The sequence below is a fragment of the Morganella sp. B601 genome, from assembly GCF_051172335.1.
Lineage (GTDB): Bacteria > Pseudomonadota > Gammaproteobacteria > Enterobacterales > Enterobacteriaceae > Morganella > Morganella morganii.
In genome coordinates this window covers 598815-616974 of the sequence record NZ_JBPIZE010000002.1, presented here as the reverse complement: position 1 = coordinate 616974, position 18160 = coordinate 598815, and the positions used below count along the sequence as shown (strand labels likewise).

General features: G+C 50.0%; 18 protein-coding genes. 9 read left to right on the top strand and 9 right to left on the bottom strand.

All coding sequences use genetic code 11. The features are described from left to right. Positions 1-40: 40 nt before the first annotated feature. The 3 genes from ACSBQN_RS07650 to ACSBQN_RS07640 form a co-directional block, all read right to left on the bottom strand. On the bottom strand, positions 41-1807 hold the full coding sequence (locus tag ACSBQN_RS07650; protein WP_434991641.1) for a bifunctional alpha/beta hydrolase/class I SAM-dependent methyltransferase: 1767 nt from the start codon (positions 1805-1807) through the stop codon (positions 41-43). Between the two features lie 2 nt (positions 1808-1809). Then, on the bottom strand, positions 1810-2439 hold the full coding sequence (locus tag ACSBQN_RS07645; protein WP_024473303.1) for a CDP-alcohol phosphatidyltransferase family protein: 630 nt from the start codon (positions 2437-2439) through the stop codon (positions 1810-1812). A 190-nt stretch (positions 2440-2629) separates the two neighbouring features. Continuing rightward, positions 2630-3187, bottom strand: a complete 558-nt coding sequence (locus tag ACSBQN_RS07640; RefSeq protein ID WP_024473302.1) for a filamentous hemagglutinin N-terminal domain-containing protein — start codon at positions 3185-3187, stop codon at positions 2630-2632. A gap of 259 nt (positions 3188-3446) precedes the next feature. Between ACSBQN_RS07640 and ACSBQN_RS07635 the strand changes: the two genes are divergently transcribed. The 3 genes from ACSBQN_RS07635 to ACSBQN_RS07625 are packed head-to-tail and all read left to right on the top strand — an operon-like array spanning position 3447 to position 6494. Next, the gene (locus tag ACSBQN_RS07635) at positions 3447-5705 is read left to right on the top strand and encodes a DUF637 domain-containing protein (protein WP_354633261.1); all 2259 of its coding nucleotides are present in this window, start codon (positions 3447-3449) and stop codon (positions 5703-5705) included. Further along, the gene (locus ACSBQN_RS07630; RefSeq protein ID WP_354633262.1) at positions 5606-5986 is read left to right on the top strand and encodes a hypothetical protein; all 381 of its coding nucleotides are present in this window, start codon (positions 5606-5608) and stop codon (positions 5984-5986) included. Before ACSBQN_RS07635 ends, ACSBQN_RS07630 begins: the two co-directional genes overlap by 100 nt. 1 nt (position 5987) lies before the next feature. Beyond that, positions 5988-6494 (top strand): contact-dependent growth inhibition system immunity protein, encoded by a 507-nt coding sequence (locus ACSBQN_RS07625; protein ID WP_354633263.1) that lies wholly within the window; start codon positions 5988-5990, stop codon positions 6492-6494. A gap of 39 nt (positions 6495-6533) precedes the next feature. On the opposite strand, the gene arsC is transcribed toward ACSBQN_RS07625, so the two are convergent. After that, positions 6534-6887, bottom strand: a complete 354-nt coding sequence (gene arsC / locus ACSBQN_RS07620) for an arsenate reductase (glutaredoxin) (RefSeq protein ID WP_036405785.1) — start codon at positions 6885-6887, stop codon at positions 6534-6536. Between the two features lie 11 nt (positions 6888-6898). After that, positions 6899-8362 carry a tetratricopeptide repeat protein gene (locus ACSBQN_RS07615; protein WP_024473298.1) on the bottom strand — a complete coding sequence of 488 codons (1464 nt, stop codon included), beginning with the start codon at positions 8360-8362 and terminating at the stop codon, positions 6899-6901. A 136-nt stretch (positions 8363-8498) separates the two neighbouring features. On the opposite strand from ACSBQN_RS07615, the gene ACSBQN_RS07610 reads away from it, so the two are divergent. After that, positions 8499-9593 carry an AI-2E family transporter gene (locus ACSBQN_RS07610; RefSeq protein WP_214177218.1) on the top strand — a complete coding sequence of 365 codons (1095 nt, stop codon included), beginning with the start codon at positions 8499-8501 and terminating at the stop codon, positions 9591-9593. Between the two features lie 116 nt (positions 9594-9709). Here ACSBQN_RS07610 and bcp read toward each other — a convergent pair whose 3' ends face one another. Beyond that, positions 9710-10180: a thioredoxin-dependent thiol peroxidase gene (gene bcp / locus ACSBQN_RS07605; RefSeq protein ID WP_024473296.1), complete on the bottom strand. Its 471-nt coding sequence runs from the start codon at positions 10178-10180 to the stop codon at positions 9710-9712. A 37-nt stretch (positions 10181-10217) separates the two neighbouring features. Then, positions 10218-10760: an ACT domain-containing protein gene (locus ACSBQN_RS07600; RefSeq protein WP_004235282.1), complete on the bottom strand. Its 543-nt coding sequence runs from the start codon at positions 10758-10760 to the stop codon at positions 10218-10220. Between the two features lie 317 nt (positions 10761-11077). On the opposite strand from ACSBQN_RS07600, the gene dapA reads away from it, so the two are divergent. The 3 genes from dapA (at position 11078) to ACSBQN_RS07585 (ending at position 14350) form a co-directional block, all read left to right on the top strand. Further along, complete coding sequence (dapA, locus tag ACSBQN_RS07595) at positions 11078-11977, top strand: 4-hydroxy-tetrahydrodipicolinate synthase (protein WP_186723803.1); 900 nt, start codon at positions 11078-11080, stop codon at positions 11975-11977. A 17-nt stretch (positions 11978-11994) separates the two neighbouring features. Beyond that, positions 11995-13044, top strand: a complete 1050-nt coding sequence (gene bamC, locus ACSBQN_RS07590) for an outer membrane protein assembly factor BamC (protein WP_024473295.1) — start codon at positions 11995-11997, stop codon at positions 13042-13044. Positions 13045-13321: 277 nt separating this feature from the next. Further along, positions 13322-14350 (top strand): glycosyltransferase, encoded by a 1029-nt coding sequence (locus tag ACSBQN_RS07585; RefSeq protein WP_354633264.1) that lies wholly within the window; start codon positions 13322-13324, stop codon positions 14348-14350. Positions 14351-14362: 12 nt separating this feature from the next. On the opposite strand, the gene ACSBQN_RS07580 is transcribed toward ACSBQN_RS07585, so the two are convergent. Both ACSBQN_RS07580 and ACSBQN_RS07575 read right to left on the bottom strand, forming a co-directional pair. After that, a complete protein-coding gene (locus ACSBQN_RS07580) occupies positions 14363-15517 on the bottom strand; it encodes an MFS transporter (RefSeq protein WP_354633265.1) in 1155 nt (384 codons plus the stop codon). A 51-nt stretch (positions 15518-15568) separates the two neighbouring features. Next, positions 15569-16366 (bottom strand): inositol monophosphatase family protein, encoded by a 798-nt coding sequence (locus tag ACSBQN_RS07575; RefSeq protein ID WP_024473292.1) that lies wholly within the window; start codon positions 16364-16366, stop codon positions 15569-15571. A gap of 86 nt (positions 16367-16452) precedes the next feature. Between ACSBQN_RS07575 and ACSBQN_RS07570 the strand changes: the two genes are divergently transcribed. Together ACSBQN_RS07570 and purC are read left to right on the top strand one after the other, a co-directional pair. Next, a complete protein-coding gene (locus tag ACSBQN_RS07570) occupies positions 16453-17223 on the top strand; it encodes a DeoR/GlpR family DNA-binding transcription regulator (protein ID WP_434991640.1) in 771 nt (256 codons plus the stop codon). 139 nt (positions 17224-17362) lie between these two features. Beyond that, a complete protein-coding gene (gene purC, locus ACSBQN_RS07565) occupies positions 17363-18076 on the top strand; it encodes a phosphoribosylaminoimidazolesuccinocarboxamide synthase (RefSeq protein ID WP_036405776.1) in 714 nt (237 codons plus the stop codon). Positions 18077-18160: the final 84 nt, after the last annotated feature.

Genomic DNA, 18160 nt, shown 5'->3' with positions numbered 1-18160 from the left:
AGATGCGCAAAAAGGCGCATCTTCATCAGTATGATAGTAATCAGCGGCGTCTGGCGACTGATACACTGAAAATACCCCAGTTATCAATGAGCTGATCCAGTTTTTCAAACCCTGCCTCATCCACCAGCGCATCCATTTCCCCCTGACTGCGGCAGCGCATCACCCAGGCTTTACCGCCCTGATGGCTCGGCAGAACGCGGGCTATCATCTCTACCTGCGGGTGCCATGGCTGACAGGTGTAGACAAGATAACCGCCGCTTTCAATCGCCTGCGCCAGCCCGGCAAGGGAATCGCGCAGCAGATGGTTTTCCGGGAACAGTTCATATAACCCGCTCACCACGCCGAGGGTCGGTTTCGGGGTGACCGCCGCCAGATCGGCGCTATCAAAGGCATTGCCCTCTTCAAAACGGATTTTGTCTTCCAGGAAGCGCTCTTTGATCTGTAAACGGCCCTGTTCCACATTGATGGTGCTGTAATCGCGCATCAGAACAGATTCTATCCGGCTGTAATCATTAATCGCATCAAAGAGATAGCGTCCCTGACCGGCTGCGATATCCATGATCCGCACCGGCTGGCCTTCTTCCTGTAATGCCCGGATGGTGCGGCGCAGAATTTTCTCAATATTCACTTTGCGCTGGCGGATCCCCTGCCAGCCGATACTGTTGAGATACTGACGGTCAACAATGCGGCCGAAAATGCCTTTGCCCTGAGCCTGGTTACGGTAGACATAATCGAGGGTGGATCCGGAATCAAAGCCTTTATCGTAGCCGATACTGACGCCTTCCGAGGCTTTGCCGAGGGTGGACATCGCTTTGCTGAGCAGTTTATAGCCGAGATTTTTCGGGCAGTAATCCGGCAGCGGAACCTGCAATTCACGATAAGCATCGGCACCGGCGCTGCACACATCCTCAAACCGGTAATCGTGCTGATAGCGCGGCTGTTCAAACAGGGTGGTGACAAAGTGGCGGATTTCCGCCAGCGGGATATGACGATCTTTCTCGCCCAGAGTGTCGTGATAGAACCCCGGCAGAATATGTTTTTCTTTATACGGGGTGTTAAGCCGCGCATAGAACTGATTCTGCGGCTTGCGGTGCACCACGTGGTCACTGCCGGAGATAAACAGCTGAGTCGGCACTGTTATCGCGGCAGCATCCGCCACCAGCCGGTCAGCGGTTTTGTAGAGTTCCAGCAGGATATTGACAGCAATCGGCCGGGTGATCAGCGGATCCCGCTCAAATGAAGCGATACGTAGCGGGTCGTGGGTCAGATATTTGGCTTTGACATAGGAGTTTACATAAAACAGCCCGCGTATTTTCTGCATCAGCGCCAGTCCGCTACGGGCAAACGGCACATAGAGTTTGACTTTAAAGGCCGGAGAAGCCAGTACCAGACCCCGGATCTTCGGTGCGAAATCATGTACCCAACCGGTCAGGGTGACAGCGCCGACACTTTGTCCGAGCACGACCATATTTTCTATCGGAATTTCATATTCGGATGTAATGAAGTTAATAAATTCATTGATGTCACTGATGGATGTTCCCATTGACGGACTGTAGCCTCTCGGCCCGTCATTACGGCCGTGACCCCGGGCATCCCAGGCAAATACCGCGAAATCAGGCAGCGCCAGCTCATCCGCAAGATGTGCCACACGTCCGGAGTGTTCATGACCCCGGTGAAACAGCACTACGGCTTTCTTTTCTGCGGTCGCGGAAGGCCAGTAACGGAAGAATAACCGCTGCTGGTCACTGGTGGTAAAGTGAGATTCAATAGATTCACGCTGAGTCGGATAATCAGAAGATACACTCATAATCAGTCCTTTTGAGATGCGCTTTGTTGCGCAGATTCCTGCAACGCACGCCGGATACGGTGATAACAGGTAAGAAACAGCAGGGCGGCAAAGACCGCAAACAATACAGGAAACAGGACGGAGTCAAGTGATGCGGGAAAAACCGCCGCCCACAGACCCAGTGCGCCGAACAAAAAGGCGCGGTCACTTTTTCCGGCCGGGCCGTCATAGCGGCGTGATGCCCCGATAGTTTGTGCCAGTACCCCGATAAATTCAGTCAGTACAGAGATAAACAGGATCAGCAGTATCCAGATGGCGGCTCCCGGGAACAGCAGGACAAACGGGAAATAAAGAATGGTATCGGATACCACATCACCCAGTTCATTGAGGATCGCGCCGAAGCGGCTTTTCTGGTGATGTTCGCGGGCCAGCATGCCGTCAATGGCGTTGAGCGCCATCCTGATAAACAGTACCGGCGGCAGCAGCAGAAACAGGCGCGGATCGGGAAACAGGATCAGGATGAAACCGGTAAGCAGGGAAAGGAACATCGCTGCCAGCGTGACCTGGTTGGCCGTGATTCCGGCATTAAACAGGCGGATTACCACGGGACGCAGCAGGTTCTGAAACTTCGGTTTTAGATCATAAATGGTCATTTTTTTCCCTGATGATACACAGTCAGTTATCTGTATTATCAATACGTTATTCTGTGATCGCCGCAATAAGAGTTTTCTTAAGTTAATACGGTGTGATCACAGGGCTGTGTTGTTACAGGTATGACAGTCTGCGGCAGGGAAAGTTTCTGATAAAAGCAATACCGCCGTGAAAACGGCGGTATAACAGGGGTCAGCGTGGTGAATTTACTGAAATATTATGACTGATGCCGGTCAGACGTTCTGATGCATGCAGCGGTTTGCGGGCATCGAAAATCACCTCATTATTTTTTGCAGCATTGATAATCACCGGCAGTGTTTCGCGGTGAGAATAGAGAGAGGTATTGGTTGAGCTGCAACCCTGACAGACCACACCGTTCGGGTTAACAATCAGCAGGCTGGCCTTGCCGCCTGCAACCAGGGTACTGCCGCGCAGACGGGTTTTATTGTCACCGATCACTTCATTAATAATGGTCTTGGCATTTTCTTTATTATGAATAACCAGTCCTTTTTTACCGACATTATAATCTGAGAAGACATTGTGAGAGATCCCGCGACCATCAGGTGAATTAATGACCAGAACCGGTTTTCCTGATTCATCTTTAAACAGTTTGGTTTGGACTTCAGGGCTGACTACACGGATTTTATCGCCGTTTTTGTAGGTATATTCAGTGCTCCCCGGCCCGGCAACAGCGTGTGCGGAAAATAGTACAGCAGAAATTAATGATAATGCAGCTAATGTCTTTTTCATGATTTATTCCTTTAATCATTATATTAAGTGTAAATAACCAAACGAACTTTACCACTTGAAATAAATGACGATTTCATAAAAAAAACATAAAATCTAAAAATAGATAAAACTATAAATTAATAAAAAATACGGGGTATTTGTTTCAGGAATGAATCAATTGTTATTGATAAGTTCATCATGAGTATCAGCAATGATTGTTCATAGGATATCTTCCGGTGAGTGTATTTATGTGTTATTCGATTAACACACCGGAGGTGTTATGCGTTTTGACAGCAAGATTAAAAAATTATTACTTATATTATTTTTTGTTTTTCCCTGTGATTTACATGCTTCGGAAATAATTCCGATTGATAGACGTTTAAAAGTAAACATCAAAAAAAATGTAACTGTTATTGATATTTCAAAGCCGGATGAAAATGGATTGTCATACAATAAATACAGGAAATTTAATGTTCCTGAAACAGGTGTGGTATTGAATAACGGAATAAAAGACAGTGAATCTTATCTGGCAGGTAAAATAGAGGGAAACATAAATTTCCAGGGGAGTAGTGCCAGTTTAATTATTAACGAGGTAATCAATTGGTATCCTTCTGACTTGTCGGGGGCTATGGAGGTTTCCGGTAATCCGGCATCAGTTATTATTGCTAATCCTAATGGTATTACCTGTGATGGCTGTAATTTCATTAAGGTACCTGATATTACCCTTGCTACAGGGAAAATTAATTTTAAAGCCGTTAACGACTCTCTTTATGAGCAAACCATCAGCCATTCAAAGGGGTTCTACATTACCCGCCGGGATCAGGGGCACTCGCTGAGCCGCTGGCGGTTGCCGCAGATTTATTACGGCGGAAATTTATCTGTTGATGCAGCAAATGGCATAACAGCAGACAGTAAAACATTCAGCATTCCTGAATTTAAAGAATCCGCAATGATGCTGAGCAGCCATACCGGAACCGGTTGGCTGAAAGAACTGATAACCCGCGATGATGTTCAGTGGAACCGGGTTGCTGATGCCTGTCAGCGCTGGGACTATAAAGAGCAGCACCTTAATCCGGTAGCATCAGCTGTTCTGGCTGTTGCCGTCACCGCTGCGACATCGGGCTCCGGGCTGGCCGCATGGGCAGGGAGTACCGCATCTTCCGCAGCCACAGGAACGGCTGCCGCTGTTATTTCCGGAGCTGCGCATTCCGGAATGATAGCACTGACAACACAGGCTGCGGTTGCACTGGCAGAGAATAAAGGCGATTTATCTGAAACATTTAAGTCACTGGGACGCAGTGAAAGTGTTAAGTCTGTTATTGGTCAGATGGTTGTCGGAGGGGCGTTCAATGGTCTGGATAAATCGATGGGCTGGCAGAACGGAAATCCGGCACAATCGCGGATTCCGTTACTGAGTGACGGAGATTGGCATAAGGTTGCACAGCGCGTTTCCGCCCAGTCTGTAATCAGCTCAGCGGTGGGTTCGGCAGTATCAGAAACAAGCTTCAGGGAGAACTTTATTAATGCGCTTCTCAGTAACACGGGAAGTCAGTTTAATGCTGAAGGCGCAAAATTAATTGGTGACCACGGTGAAATATTAACGGAACCGGGCAAAGCAATTACGCATGCTGCGGTTGCCGCTGTCAGAGCCGAGCTGACCAACCGGAGTGTCAGGGGGGCGGTTACCGGGGCGCTGGCAGCGTCGGCAGCCGGTATTATATTAGGCGATTCTTTAGATCAGACAGCGCAGGAACATGAACAACAGGCACAGCTGGCCCGGATGACAGGTGCTGTTGCCGGATTGATTGCAACAGGCCATATCAACGGGCTGACCACTGCGGCGGATGCTGCTGAGATCGTTGAACGTTATAACCGTCAGTTTCATTTGCAGGAATTAAAGGCGATAGAGGAACTGGCTGACGGTGATAATTTTAAAAAAGAGCGCCTGCTCGCAGCAGGTTGCCGTCTGATCAACTGTACTGTGCAGGAATCTGCAAATTCACCGGATAAATTACGTTTTGATGCGTTAATGGCAAAATATCCGGAGACGTATCTTGAAGATAATTTACTGACAAATTACTGGGTGACAAAAGCGGATGACGGCATTCGTTATTATCCCTGGTCAGTTGCACCTGAAAAAGTACAGCTTTTTACTTACAGTGAAACTGAACGACATGATGATATTGATGATTTTGTCCGTAATCAATATGCGGAATATATAACAGATTTTACCGGTCTGAAAAAAGCAACTGCCGAAATTATTATCGACAGTATATTGATGTCATCAGTGAATGGCGGGAGAGGTAATCCTGCCAGAATGCATAAACATATCAGAAAGGTCAGTTATGCAGATTTAAATCAAATCTATACCACCGATAAAAAGGGCAATAAAATCCCGATGAGTGGTATCAGTCAGGTTCCTCTATCAACCAGCAGGGTATGCCGTTTGAGCATTATATTGGTACACAATTACCGGCAGGCTCAAAACTTCCGGATGGATTCAAAACCTTTGATTATTATGACAGTAAAGATAAAATAGCGATTAGCGTAAAAACTATTAACACTCAAACAGATAGTAGACTAAATAAACCTGATGCCATTAAATATACCATTAATGGCCATGTTAATAAAATAGCTCAGTTTACAGGTCACATAAAAGAGGGTATTCCATTGAGTTCAGATGATATCAAGAAAAGAGTATTACATATTGGTCTTCCGGAAAAAACAACATCTGAACAATGGAAGTCAATAAATAGAGCAGTAAAGAACGCAAATGATAAAAATATAGAGATTAAAATAACCATTATAAAAGGTAATTAGTATGAATTCGATAAATCCTGATGAGTTTAATGCAGTCGTAAGTTTTAATGAAGATTATTTTTATTTTTTAAGGATGATTAATCATGGGTTGTTAATACCGGACTATTTATTTGGTGATATTATTATTCCTGTGGATGCAGCAATTGACAATATTGGCTTGAGTTTAAAGCAGGCTCTCACAAAAAATAAAGATGGAGGGTCTGAAGGTTCTTATATATTTGATCATGAATTAAACAAGGAGAATTATAAAGAAAATATAGTAAAATTAATGAGGTTATGCGGATATAAGAATAAAAAATTACTTTTTAAAAAAATGAATAAATGCCTTGTAAGGCAAGTTGGTAATATTATTAAAATAAAACCCCTGAACCATATTAAACTTGAAGCCTGGGACGGTGATGGTATATCAGAAACTGATTATGTCATTATTCCGGTATCGGCTTCAGATGAAGAGTTGGGTAATGCCGTTATCGAGGCGTTTTCCCGCTGTAAGGGAAGGCAATTCTGAGCTCTGTCCCCGGCGGTCACCGGGGACAGATGATCAGGTTCAGATAATCTCCAGCACCTGCTCCGGCGGACGGCCGAGACGGGCTTGTTTGCCTTTAATCACCACAGGGCGTTCAATCAGTTTCGGGTTGTCATGCATGGCCTGAATCAGTGCATCCTGATCAGTGACCGCCGCCAGTCCCAACTCACTGTAAAGGGCTTCTTTGGTGCGCATCAGTTTGCGGGCGTCATCAAATTTCAGCTCACGAAGCACGGTTTTGATGTCCGCTACTGACGGCGGAGTGTCCAGATAGAGCATTACTGCCGGAGACACGCCGTTTTCTTCCAGCAGTGCCAGAGTTTCACGGCTTTTGGAGCAGCGCGGGTTGTGCCAGATGGTGACAGTCTCAGTCATGGTTTTCCTCATTATTTAAATTGTTTGAATTGCAGCTGTAACTGGCGGATCTGGTCAATCCGCGCATCATAACGGGCCTGATCATAACTGCCGGGTTTCGCCTGACGGGCGGCTTCGGTCAGGCTGCGGATAGCACCGTCAAAGTTGCCCATTAAGTTCTGATATTCCGCCCGGGCGGCCAGTTCATCCGCACGGTGGCCGGCTTTACCACCTGCTTCTGCCAGCAGATCCCAGCCGCTCGGGTCAGCCGGGTGATCAAAGGTATAATTGCGCAGAATCTTAGTTGCTTTATCATATTGTTTATTCTGAATATAGGCATTACCGAGGTTTATCTGATATACCGAATTCCCCGGTTCCCGTTTCAGGGCATTTTCCAGCCGGGTCACCGCCTGAGAGGTTCTGTTCAGACCGATATCCACATCTGTCATGACATCGATAAACCAGACATTGTCAGGATCGGCGGCCAGCAATTTCGTCAGAATTTGTGAGGCCGGCTCATATTTGTTGTCACGGTAGAGCAGAATGGCACGGGCATAATCCGCCGCCATTTGTTCTTTACTGTTGCCTTTGCTGTAGTTGTCAATCATCTGGTCAGTCGCATTGCGCAGCGGCTGGCCGCCGTACATTGCCATCGCCCGGGCGCGCGCCAGCAGGAAATCAAAGGACTGCGGCGGGTTTTTACGCGGCATCTGACCGGCGCGGCTGCGCGCATCCGCCAGACGGCTGTCCGGCAGGGGGTGAGTCAGCAGCATTTCCGGTGGTTTGGAGCTGTAACGGGACATATCCACCATGATGGTCATAAAGTCCGGCATACCCTGCGGATCAAACCCGGCACGGCTCAGTGTGCCCATGCCGATGCGGTCCGCTTCCTGCTCGTTGGATTGTGTAAAGCTGATCATATTTTGCTGGATCCCGGCCATGGTCGAAGTCATGGCGGCGGCACCGACCGGAGTGCCGGTCATCAGAAGCAGGATAGAGCCCAGAGTGGCCGCCCAGGCCAGCGGTGCTTTGTTCTGCTGATCTTCCATCATCCGCGCCAGGTGGCGCTGGGTAACGTGAGCGATTTCGTGCGCCATCACAGAGGCAAGTTCACTTTCTGTCAGGCTGTAGCGGAACAGGGAGGTGTGCAGCACCACATTGCCGCCGAAGAAAGCAAAGGCGTTAATGTTCGGGTTGGCTATCAGGAAAAAATTAAACGGGGTTTTGACCGAGTCAGCGTTTGAGACCAGACGCTGGCCGAGATTATTAATATATTGCAGTAAAACAGGGTCATAGACCATCGGGGAGCTGCTGCGGATCATCCGCAGGTAAAAGTCCCCCATCAGGTTTTCCTGTCCGATACTGAGTGTACCGCCGGCGGTGGTGCCGATTTCAGGTAACGCATCCTCAACCGCAGCCTGTGCGGCAGGCAGTACCGGGAAGGTCAGGGCAAGGCTCAGTAAGACGGCTAACGGTTTTTTCAGAAACGTATTCATAGGATGACGCTTTCCCCGTTGATTATCACTGGTAATAATTCGTGTATCATAGCAAACACTCAAGTAAAATCCTCACACAGTCTGCCCGGTGGGCAGGATTTGTCATATTTTTGCCGCTAATCCCGGGAGCAGAATAATGTTAGATTTGATCATTCAGTGGTACCGACGACGTTTTGCCGATCCGCAGGCAGTTGCTTTGACCGTTATTTTACTGGCGGGTTTCGGAATTATTTATTTTTTCAGCGGTATCTTAGCGCCGCTGCTGGTGGCAATTGTACTGGCGTACCTGCTGGAGTGGCCGATTCATCAGATGGAAAAGCGCGGCGTATCCCGCAAGCTGGCGATTATGCTGATCCTGACGCTGTTTATCGGTGTCAGTGTGCTGGTGATCTTTATCCTCGCGCCGACGGTCTGGGGACAGGGGCGCAATCTGCTGTTGGATATGCCGACAATGTTCAGCCGTTTCAATGAGTTCGCCCGCGAACTGCCGAACCGGTTCCCGGCGCTGATGGATGTCGGGCTGATGGATATGATCCTCGATAATGCCCGCAGCAAGCTGCTCTCGGTCGGGGATTCAGTGGTGAAAATGTCGCTGGCATCGCTGGTGGGATTACTGGCGCTGACGATTTATCTGATTTTAGTACCGCTGATGGTGTTCTTTTTACTGAAAGATAAAGAACAACTGCTGCGGGGCTTCCAGCGCATTCTGCCGCGTAACCGCTCACTGGCCGGGAAAGTGTGGGTGGAGATGAATCAGCAGATTTCCAATTATATCCGCGGCAAAGTCACCGAGATGATTATTGTCGGTGTTTGTACTTATATCGTCTTCGCGGTGGTCGGTCTGAATTATGCGTTACTGCTGGGTGTACTGGTGGGGCTGTCAGTTCTTATCCCGTATGTGGGAGCGGTGATTGTGACGGTACCGGTCATTCTGGTCGGGCTGTTCCAGTGGGGACTGGATTCGGATTTCTGGACCATGTTTATCGCCTATCTGGTGGTGCAGGGGCTGGACAGCAATATCCTGGTGCCGATCCTGTTTTCTGAGGCGGTGAATCTGCACCCGCTGGTGATTATTCTGTCGATCATTATTTTCGGCGGATTGTGGGGATTCTGGGGGATATTTTTCGCGATCCCGCTGGCAACCCTGATTAAAGCGGTGATCCACTCCTGGCCGGAGGAGACAATGCCGGATGACAAAATACCGGATAAGAAAATATCAGGGCAGGCGTAACCTGATACGATAAAAAAGACACCGGTATGATGATGCCGGTGTTTTTTTATGTCAGATAACAGCCATAAAAAAACACCATGGGTAAGATGGTGTTTATATCAGGGCAGACTGATTAATCAGCTGTGGGTTTTGAGGTATTCAAGCACAACCTGGTCGTGGTCGCTGGTTTTGAATTTATCAAAAACATGCTCGATTTTACCGTCAGCGCCGATTAAGAAGCTGATGCGGTGAATACCGTCGTAGGTTTTCCCCATAAACTGTTTTTCACCCCAGACGCCAAATGCTTCAGCAACTGCGTGGTCTTCATCTGACAGCAGGGTAAAATTCAGTAACTCTTTTTCCGCGAAACGGGACAGTTTTTCGGGTTTGTCTGTACTGATCCCCAGCACTTCAACATTGAACTGTTTCAGTTCATCCATATTGTCGCGCAGACCGCATGCCTGGACAGTACAGCCCGGCGTCATGGCTTTGGGATAAAAATACACCAGCACACGCTGACCGGCATAATCGGCCAGGCTGATTGATTCACCATCCTGGTCGGGAAGGCTGAACAGGGGCGCCTTATCACCGGCGTTCAATGGGCTCATTACACACTCTCCGTAAACGTAATAATAAACACAAACATTAATGATTCATCAGGGTAATAGTGCCTTCGGCCTGTAACTCAGCACAAAGACGGTAAAACTGCTGCTGCAGCACCGCGTTGTTTTCCCCTGTCGGGTGATGCGCGGTGATCTGAATCTCCAGCAGTACTGCGTCTGTATCATCCTCCGGCCGGGTTTTGGACACCAGTTCAGCCAGGGTGTAATCCAGTCTCATAAACAGATTGGTAAAGCGTTCCACCAGCCCCGCGGCATCAGGCACCGTGACCTGCGCACTGACACCGGTGGTGGCGGCAGGCTGATGCCCGCGCTGTGTCCGTTTCATGACTGTCAGCAGGTCAAGCTCCGCCGCCAGTACCGGCAGGGTAGCCTCCAGCATGGCAATGGCATTCCAGCTGCCTGACAGCATCATAATAAACGTGAACTCCTCACCGAAAATCGCCAGACGGCTGTCTTCGATATTACAGTCACACTCTCCGGCATGACGGGTAATCGCATTCACAATCCCTGCGCGATCCCGTCCCAGTGCAGTGATAACCAGATATTGCTGATCGCGTTGCGGCAAACCCTCATTCCTCTTCATGACACCGTGAATGTGTTAAACATAAAGAAAGATAAGGCCGATAGCAATAACCTGTTGTGTGCTCTGCGGTAATAATCAAATGATTGCGGCATATCAAACCTGCCGGATACAGACACGTTATCATGTGTTCCGCCGTTTTACCGGTGAAAAAAGCGGACATTATTACTTCTTTTTAAGGTGTGCCGCCGGGTATTAACAAAATTCATTAAAAACGTACAGTTAGGGTGTTTTTTTCTGCGCTCTGAACAAGTACCATTAAAATGTTGTCCTATATTTATCCGATTATGAGGGTTTCGTACATGTCACACATAAATGACGTTTTAAAAGGCAGTATTGTTGCGATGGTTACACCACTGGACACACAGGGTCGTGTTGATAAGGCGGGGCTCCGGAAATTAGTGGATTACCATGTCGCGGCAGGCACGTCCGCCATTGTGGCTGTCGGAACTACCGGGGAGTCCGCCACACTGTCACATCAGGAACATGTGGATGTGGTACTGGCGACACTGGAGTTTGCGGAAGGCCGTATTCCTGTTATTGCCGGTACCGGCGCTAACGCGACCAACGAAGCCGTCTGGTTTACTGAGCAATTTGAAAACAGCGGCGTGGCGGCCTGTCTGACCGTTACCCCGTATTACAACCGTCCGTCACAGGAAGGTCTGTATCAGCACTTTAAAGTGATTTCAGAGAATACCGCATTACCGCAAATTCTGTATAATGTGCCAACGCGCACCGGCTGTGATATGTTACCTGCAACTGTTGCCCGGCTGGCAAAACTGGACAATATTGTGGCAATTAAAGAAGCGACCGGGAACTTAAGCCGTGTGAATGAAATCAAAACCCTGGTGAATGATGAAAACTTCATTCTGCTCAGCGGTGATGACGCATCAGCACTGGATTTCACCCTCCTGGGCGGCAAAGGTGTGATTTCTGTGACAGCCAACGTGGCTGCGGCAGAGATGGCACAGATGTTTGATTTTGCCCTGCGCGGGGATTTTGACCGTGCGCGTGTGATTAATAATCAACTGATGGACCTGCATCACACATTATTCTGTGAGCCAAGCCCGTCACCGGTAAAATGGGCCTGTCATCAGCTGGGTCTGATCGCAGAGCAGACACTGCGTCTGCCGCTGTTACCGCTCACGGAAGCGGGGCAGAATACGGTCGGCCGTGCCATGAAGACGGCGGGCATACGATAATATTTTAGGGAATCTGAATGGCAACACTACTGCAAAAATCAAAGGTTACGAAGCTCGCTGGTCTTTCCGTGGTTTTATTACTGGCAGCCTGCTCCGGCGATCAGCACTATAAGCGTCAGGTCAGCGGCGATACTTCGTACCTGGATGCGCCGCAGTTACAGGCGCTGAATGTTCCTCAGGGGATGATCCTGCCGTTACAGAGCGGCCAGTATGATATTCCTCAGGTTAAGCAGGATGGTGCGACCGGTCTGGCGCTGGACATCCGTCCGCCGGTACAGACGGTCAGCCTGTTAGCAGGTTCCCGTACTGAAACAGCAGGAGACGCAAGCCGTCTTCTGCTGGAGAATTCAGCGGAAAACAGAACGCTGTGGGCTCAGATCAACCGCGTTCTGGCCGATCGCTCAGTGCCGGTCAGCCAGCGTGATGAAGCCGGTGGCGTGATTGTCACTGACTGGATTGTCTGGCAGCGTGCGGATGAAGACCTGCCGTTACAGTCCCGCCAGCGTATTAAAATTGAACCAGCCGGTTCACAGGTGGCGGTTGTTGTGACCAGCGAAGGTCTGAAGCAGGGGGAAAACCCGGTGACAGACAAAACGGAAATCACCCGTTATAACAACCTGACTCTCAACGAGCTGGTGGACGGCCTTGACCGTATGCGTAATGCCGCGCGTCAGGAAACCAATGCGTCACAGTATGCGGCTCCGGACGTTCAGAGCGGCAGTGATAAAACCGGTCTGCCGCAGATTATTGTCCGCGCGCCGTTTGATGTGGTCTGGTCCCGTCTGCCGGTTGTGCTGGAAAGCGTCGGCATGAAAGTGGGCGACCGCACCCGTTCGACCGGGAATATTGAAGTGACATACAAAGGGCTGAGTTCTGCAGAGTGGAGCAGCCTGGGTATGGATGATCCGTCAGTGGCCGAAGGCGATTACACCTTACAGGTCGGTGATCTGGATAACCGCAGCAGCCTCCAGTTTATCAGTGCCAAAGGGAAACCGCTGACACAGAAAGAAAATGATGAAATGGTGAAAGCTCTGGAAGCGGCATTCAGCAAATCATCTGTAAAATAATATATTCACGCAATATATAAGTTCGTAAATATAATTATCGGTGCCGGCCATTGTTAATGGCCGGTATTTTTTTATGCCGTTATTATTTTGTAATAAATTGATACACAACATAATAATTTTTAAGATAAATTCTTATTTTCCTGTCTGTCGTACCGCATTATTAGCCACGTTTATGTCAGACTCTCCGGTTATATTTAAAAACTTATAATTATTTTGTCGCTATATTCAGCCGTATTGCCTGCTGAATATCAGGCTACCCGGAATTGACAGGGCTGACATGGATTTATCTTCTGACTCTTCACGACCTTTACTGAGCATTGTTGTTGCCGTCTATAACGGGGAAAAATTTCTTCCTCAGTTTTTTGACTGCCTGCTGAAACAAACACTTCCTGCCTGGGAGCTGATCCTCGTTAATGACGGTTCCAAAGATAATACGGATGCTGTGCTGCGTGAATGGGAGGATAAATTCCCTTCTGTCACTATTCTGGAGCAGGCAAATCAGGGCGTCTCTGTGGCGCGGAATACCGGTTTTGCAGTGGCAAAAGGGCAATACATCACGTTTCCGGACATTGATGATGTGATTCACCCGCAGATGTACGGCCGCCTGCTGGAGATTGCGCTTGCCGAGAAACTGGATGTGGCAACCTGCAACGGCACCTATGTTTATGAAGACGGGCGTGAACCGCGGCCGATTTTCCCGCCTGATCGTCTGCGTTCCACCGGGGTTATTTCCGGGCCGGACTGGCTGAAACGGGCGCTCAACTCCCGTAAGTTCCTGCATGTGACCTGGCTGAACCTGTACCGCACTGATTTTCTGCGTGAGCAGGGCTATTATTTTGAGCCGGGGCTGCATCATCAGGATATTCCGTGGACAACCGAACTGCTGATGACCGCAGCGCGGGTGGAATATATTGATGAGCGTTATTACGATTATCTGATTCATTCCGAATCGGTATCACATACGCCGCCTGATGACAAAATCCGGGAGCGGACAGTCCATAATTACATGAAAATTCTGGAAATGCTGAATGATATCAATCAGCGCCATGTGGATGTCGCGAAGCAGATCCCTGCCTGCTACTGGCAGATTTCCAAAGAAGGACTGGGGATCCTGCACACCATCAGTGAGATAGAATCGCCGGAGGTGAAACAGGAGATTGTGCGCGAACTGTTTGATCGCGGGATATGGACACTCATCTGGGATAACGCCAAAGATTTGCGGCTGCGCTGGCGGCTGGCCCGCCGTTATCCGCGCCTGAAAGCGATTCTGAAAGACGCTGCGGAGAATACAGCAACACCGGCCTGACGGCCGGTGTTTTTACATCCGGACTTTGCGCGACAGCAGCGCGACCAGCAACAGCAGCGCGACCACGGTCAGCAGCGCTGCGGGCAGGGTGAAGCGGTAAGCAATCAGCCCGACAGACGCCGGTCCTGCCAGAATACCGAGATAACCCAGCGTGGTTACCGCCGGAACGGCAACGGCCTGCGGCATACTGGTCTGGCGGCCGATAGCGGAAAACATCACCGGTACCACGTTGGCACATCCCAGGCCGATCAGCCCGTAACCGGTGAGCGCCAGAAGCCAGTTGTCACTCAGGACACTCAGCAGAAGACCACCGGCAGCCAGCAGAGCACCCCACAGCACCACCTGCGGCCGTCCGAGTACCGCAACAATTTTGTCGCCGGTCAGCCGCCCGAGGGACATCAGCACCGCGAAGCAGGCAAAACCCAGTCCGCCCATGCTCTCCGGCACATGGCGATATTCAGTCAGGAAAACCGCACTCCAGTCCAGCACACTGCCTTCGGCCAGAAAGGTGGCGAAGCAGATAATCCCTATCAGCAATACCGCACCGCGCGGCACAGCAAATGCAGGGCCTTCTGACGGCCAGGCGTAATCCAGTATGCCTTTATAACTGAGAGCCAGCAGCAGAAGGCAAATCACTGTTACGGCACCGGCCGCCTGTAATGCGTCCATCCCGGCCAGCATAAAACCACTCATGGCACCCGCACCGGCAATGCCGCCGACACTGTAGAACCCGTGAAAGCCGGACATCATTGGTTTTGGTGCCGCTTTCTCAACAATAATGGCCTGAATATTCATGGCACAGTCGGTAATACCGATCCCCATACCGAAAATAATCAGCGTCAGAGCCAGTAATCCGGTGTGATTAATGATCGCCAGCAGTGGCAGGGCTGCACTAAGCAGGAGAACGGAAACGGTCATCACCCTGCGGCAGCCGAAACGGGTGGTCAGCACACCGGTCAGCGGCATGGCGACCAGCGCACCGCCGCCGAGACAGAGCAGTAATAACCCGAGAACCCCGTCATTCACGCCGGTGTTCAGTTTGGCAAACGGCACCAGTGCCGCCCAGGCCGCGGAGGCAAAACCGGCAACAAAAAAGAGCGCGCGGGTGGCCATCTGTTCCCGCCGGGCCGGTACGGCGGGCGGCGTTACTGCAATTACATCACACATTCACAATAACCTTTGTAATACGAATTTATAATCATAATCATTATACGATTATTAAATATTTTTGTTCAGAATAGTCAGCACCTGCTGATGAAGACGCGGACAACCACTGGCGAGAACAGCACCGCCCTGTATGGCAGGTCCGCCGTCAAGGGTTGTCACGCAACCACCGGCCTGCTCAATGATCGGGATAAATGCAGCGATATCATATGGCTGAAGGGCGTAATCAAAACACAGATCGATTTTGCCTGCCGCTACCATCGCCATGGCATAGCACTCGCCGCCGAAACGGGTCATTAAGACCTTTTCCATCAGATCGGCCAGCCGGATTTCCGGGAAACGGGGCATCGGCTCCGGTGAATTGGTATGCAGAATGGCATTGGCCAGGGTGATGTTTTTGCGGGTTTTCATCACATATGTCCCGTGCGGGCTGCTGTGCCAGCTGCGTTCACCATCCGCCCAGAAACGCTCGCCGGTGTACGGCTGGCTCATCATTCCCATTACAGGCGTTCCGCGACATGTTAATCCGACCAGTGTTCCCCAGACCGGCAACCCGAGCATAAACGGGCGGGTACCGTCCACCGGATCAAGGATCCACTGATAGTCCCCTTCGCCGGTCAGACCGAACTCCTCACCCAGAATACTGTGCTGCGGATATGCTGCGCTGATCATTTCCCGCAGCGCGATTTCAGCCTGCCGGTCTGCATCCGTCACCGGATCAAAACTGACACCTTCTTTGATTTTGGTATCGACGGACAGTGTATGCCCGGGTAAAAAACGCGGTAACGTCTCTTGTGCTGCGCGGTTGGCTAACTGATGAAAAAATGCGATATCCGGATGATGTGTGTTCACAGAATGACCTCAGCAGTGGCAGGGTTTCGATTGACCCGCAGGGGATGCACGTTTATGATGCTTTATGCAATTTACAGGAGAAATACATGCTCGATTATGCAGCTTTTCCGGAACAACGGCAAGCCCTGATCCGACAGTTATTACACAGTGACGGCCGGGTACAGTGCAGCACACTGGTTGAACAGCTTGGTGTATCAGAGCACACCATCCGCCGTGATTTGCAGGTTCTGGCGGATGAAGGGCTCTGTAAACGGGTGTATGGCGGTGCGGTCAGTGTACTGGGTGATGTGGCGGATTTTCAGCAGCGGATCGGGCAGAACAGTGCAGAAAAAGAAAAAATTGCGCTCGGTTGTGCAGGATTGATCCGTAATCACAGCTCAGTTTTTCTGGACGGCGGCAGTCAGAACCTGTTGCTGGCACAGCATATGCCGAAAGATTTTTCTCTGACCGTGATAACACACAGTCCGCTTATTGCAGCCGCACTGAGTGACTACCCGCATTTTGAGCTGATTGTGCTGGGCGGAAAGCTGCACCGTGCATCCGGAACCTGCATCGGGGCGCAGGCACTGGAGCAGCTGTCTTATCTGAATATTGACCTCTGTTTTCCCGGCGGATGCGCACTGGATGCGGACAGTGGTCTGACGGTTACCGGGTTTGAGGAAGCCGCTTTCAAACGGGCACTGATAAGACAGAGCAGCCTGACCGTGGCCGGTGTGACCGGTGACAAACTCGGCCGTATTGCACCTTATCGTGTGGCGGCATATGAGGAACTGGATCACGTTGTGCTTACTCAGAAGGCTCCGCAATCTGCCCGTGACCTGCTGACAGCCCGGGGTTTATCCCTCATTATGGTGTAAACACACTTCTGCCGGACAACACTCTCTTTCAGGGTCTGTATCTTTTCTTACGCAAACGATTGCTTATTGCATCGTTCTGAGGGAGAATATTATCCGTCAGGCGATACGCCTATTATTAATCCTGTCTGGAGAGTGCAAGATGCAAAAACATGCTGAACTGTATCGTGGGAAAGCCAAAACGGTCTACACCACGGATAATCCCGATCTGCTGATTCTGGAATTTCGTAATGATACATCAGCACTGGATGGTGAGCGCATCGAGCAGTTTGACCGCAAGGGCATGGTCAATAATAAATTCAACCACTTTATCATGGGAAAACTGGAAGCTGCCGGTATCCCGACTCAGATGGAACGTCTGTTATCCGATACCGAAATTCTGGTGAAAAAGCTGGATATGGTGCCGGTGGAGTGTGTCATCCGTAACCGCGCTGCCGGTTCGCTGGTAAAACGCCTGGGTGTGGAAGAGGGGATGGTGCTGAATCCGCCAATCTTCGATCTGTTCCTGAAGAATGACGCCAAACATGACCCGATGATCAATGAATCCTACTGCGAAACCTTCGGCTGGGTCAGCCGGGAAAATCTCGCAGAAATGAAACGTCTGAGCTATATCGCCAATGACGTGTTATCCCGTCTGTTTGATGAAGCGGGTCTGATCCTGGTGGATTTCAAACTGGAATTCGGTCTGTATAAAGGTCAGGTCGTGCTCGGTGATGAGTTCTCACCGGACGGCAGCCGTCTGTGGGATAAAGAAACTCTGGATAAAATGGATAAAGACCGCTTCCGCCAGAGCCTCGGCGGCCTGATTGAAGCTTATGAGGAAGTGGCACGCCGTCTGGGTGTGAAACTGGATTAATCATTCCCCTTCTGAATGTATGGCCGGTGATAACAGAACCTGCGTATCACCGGCATTAAGCTGATTTATCACTCCCCTGAAAGA

Coding starts and splice junctions, on each gene's coding strand:
- ACSBQN_RS07650 (WP_434991641.1), bottom strand. CDS start 1,807: ATGAGTGTATCTTCTGATTATCCGACTCAGCGTGAATCTATTGAATCT.
- ACSBQN_RS07645 (WP_024473303.1), bottom strand. CDS start 2,439: ATGACCATTTATGATCTAAAACCGAAGTTTCAGAACCTGCTGCGTCCC.
- ACSBQN_RS07640 (WP_024473302.1), bottom strand. CDS start 3,187: ATGAAAAAGACATTAGCTGCATTATCATTAATTTCTGCTGTACTATTT.
- ACSBQN_RS07635 (WP_354633261.1), top strand. CDS start 3,447: ATGCGTTTTGACAGCAAGATTAAAAAATTATTACTTATATTATTTTTT.
- ACSBQN_RS07630 (WP_354633262.1), top strand. CDS start 5,606: ATGCCGTTTGAGCATTATATTGGTACACAATTACCGGCAGGCTCAAAA.
- ACSBQN_RS07625 (WP_354633263.1), top strand. CDS start 5,988: ATGAATTCGATAAATCCTGATGAGTTTAATGCAGTCGTAAGTTTTAAT.
- arsC (WP_036405785.1), bottom strand. CDS start 6,887: ATGACTGAGACTGTCACCATCTGGCACAACCCGCGCTGCTCCAAAAGC.
- ACSBQN_RS07615 (WP_024473298.1), bottom strand. CDS start 8,362: ATGAATACGTTTCTGAAAAAACCGTTAGCCGTCTTACTGAGCCTTGCC.
- ACSBQN_RS07610 (WP_214177218.1), top strand. CDS start 8,499: ATGTTAGATTTGATCATTCAGTGGTACCGACGACGTTTTGCCGATCCG.
- bcp (WP_024473296.1), bottom strand. CDS start 10,180: ATGAGCCCATTGAACGCCGGTGATAAGGCGCCCCTGTTCAGCCTTCCC.
- dapA (WP_186723803.1), top strand. CDS start 11,078: ATGTCACACATAAATGACGTTTTAAAAGGCAGTATTGTTGCGATGGTT.
- bamC (WP_024473295.1), top strand. CDS start 11,995: ATGGCAACACTACTGCAAAAATCAAAGGTTACGAAGCTCGCTGGTCTT.
- ACSBQN_RS07585 (WP_354633264.1), top strand. CDS start 13,322: ATGGATTTATCTTCTGACTCTTCACGACCTTTACTGAGCATTGTTGTT.
- ACSBQN_RS07580 (WP_354633265.1), bottom strand. CDS start 15,517: ATGTGTGATGTAATTGCAGTAACGCCGCCCGCCGTACCGGCCCGGCGG.
- ACSBQN_RS07570 (WP_434991640.1), top strand. CDS start 16,453: ATGCTCGATTATGCAGCTTTTCCGGAACAACGGCAAGCCCTGATCCGA.
- purC (WP_036405776.1), top strand. CDS start 17,363: ATGCAAAAACATGCTGAACTGTATCGTGGGAAAGCCAAAACGGTCTAC.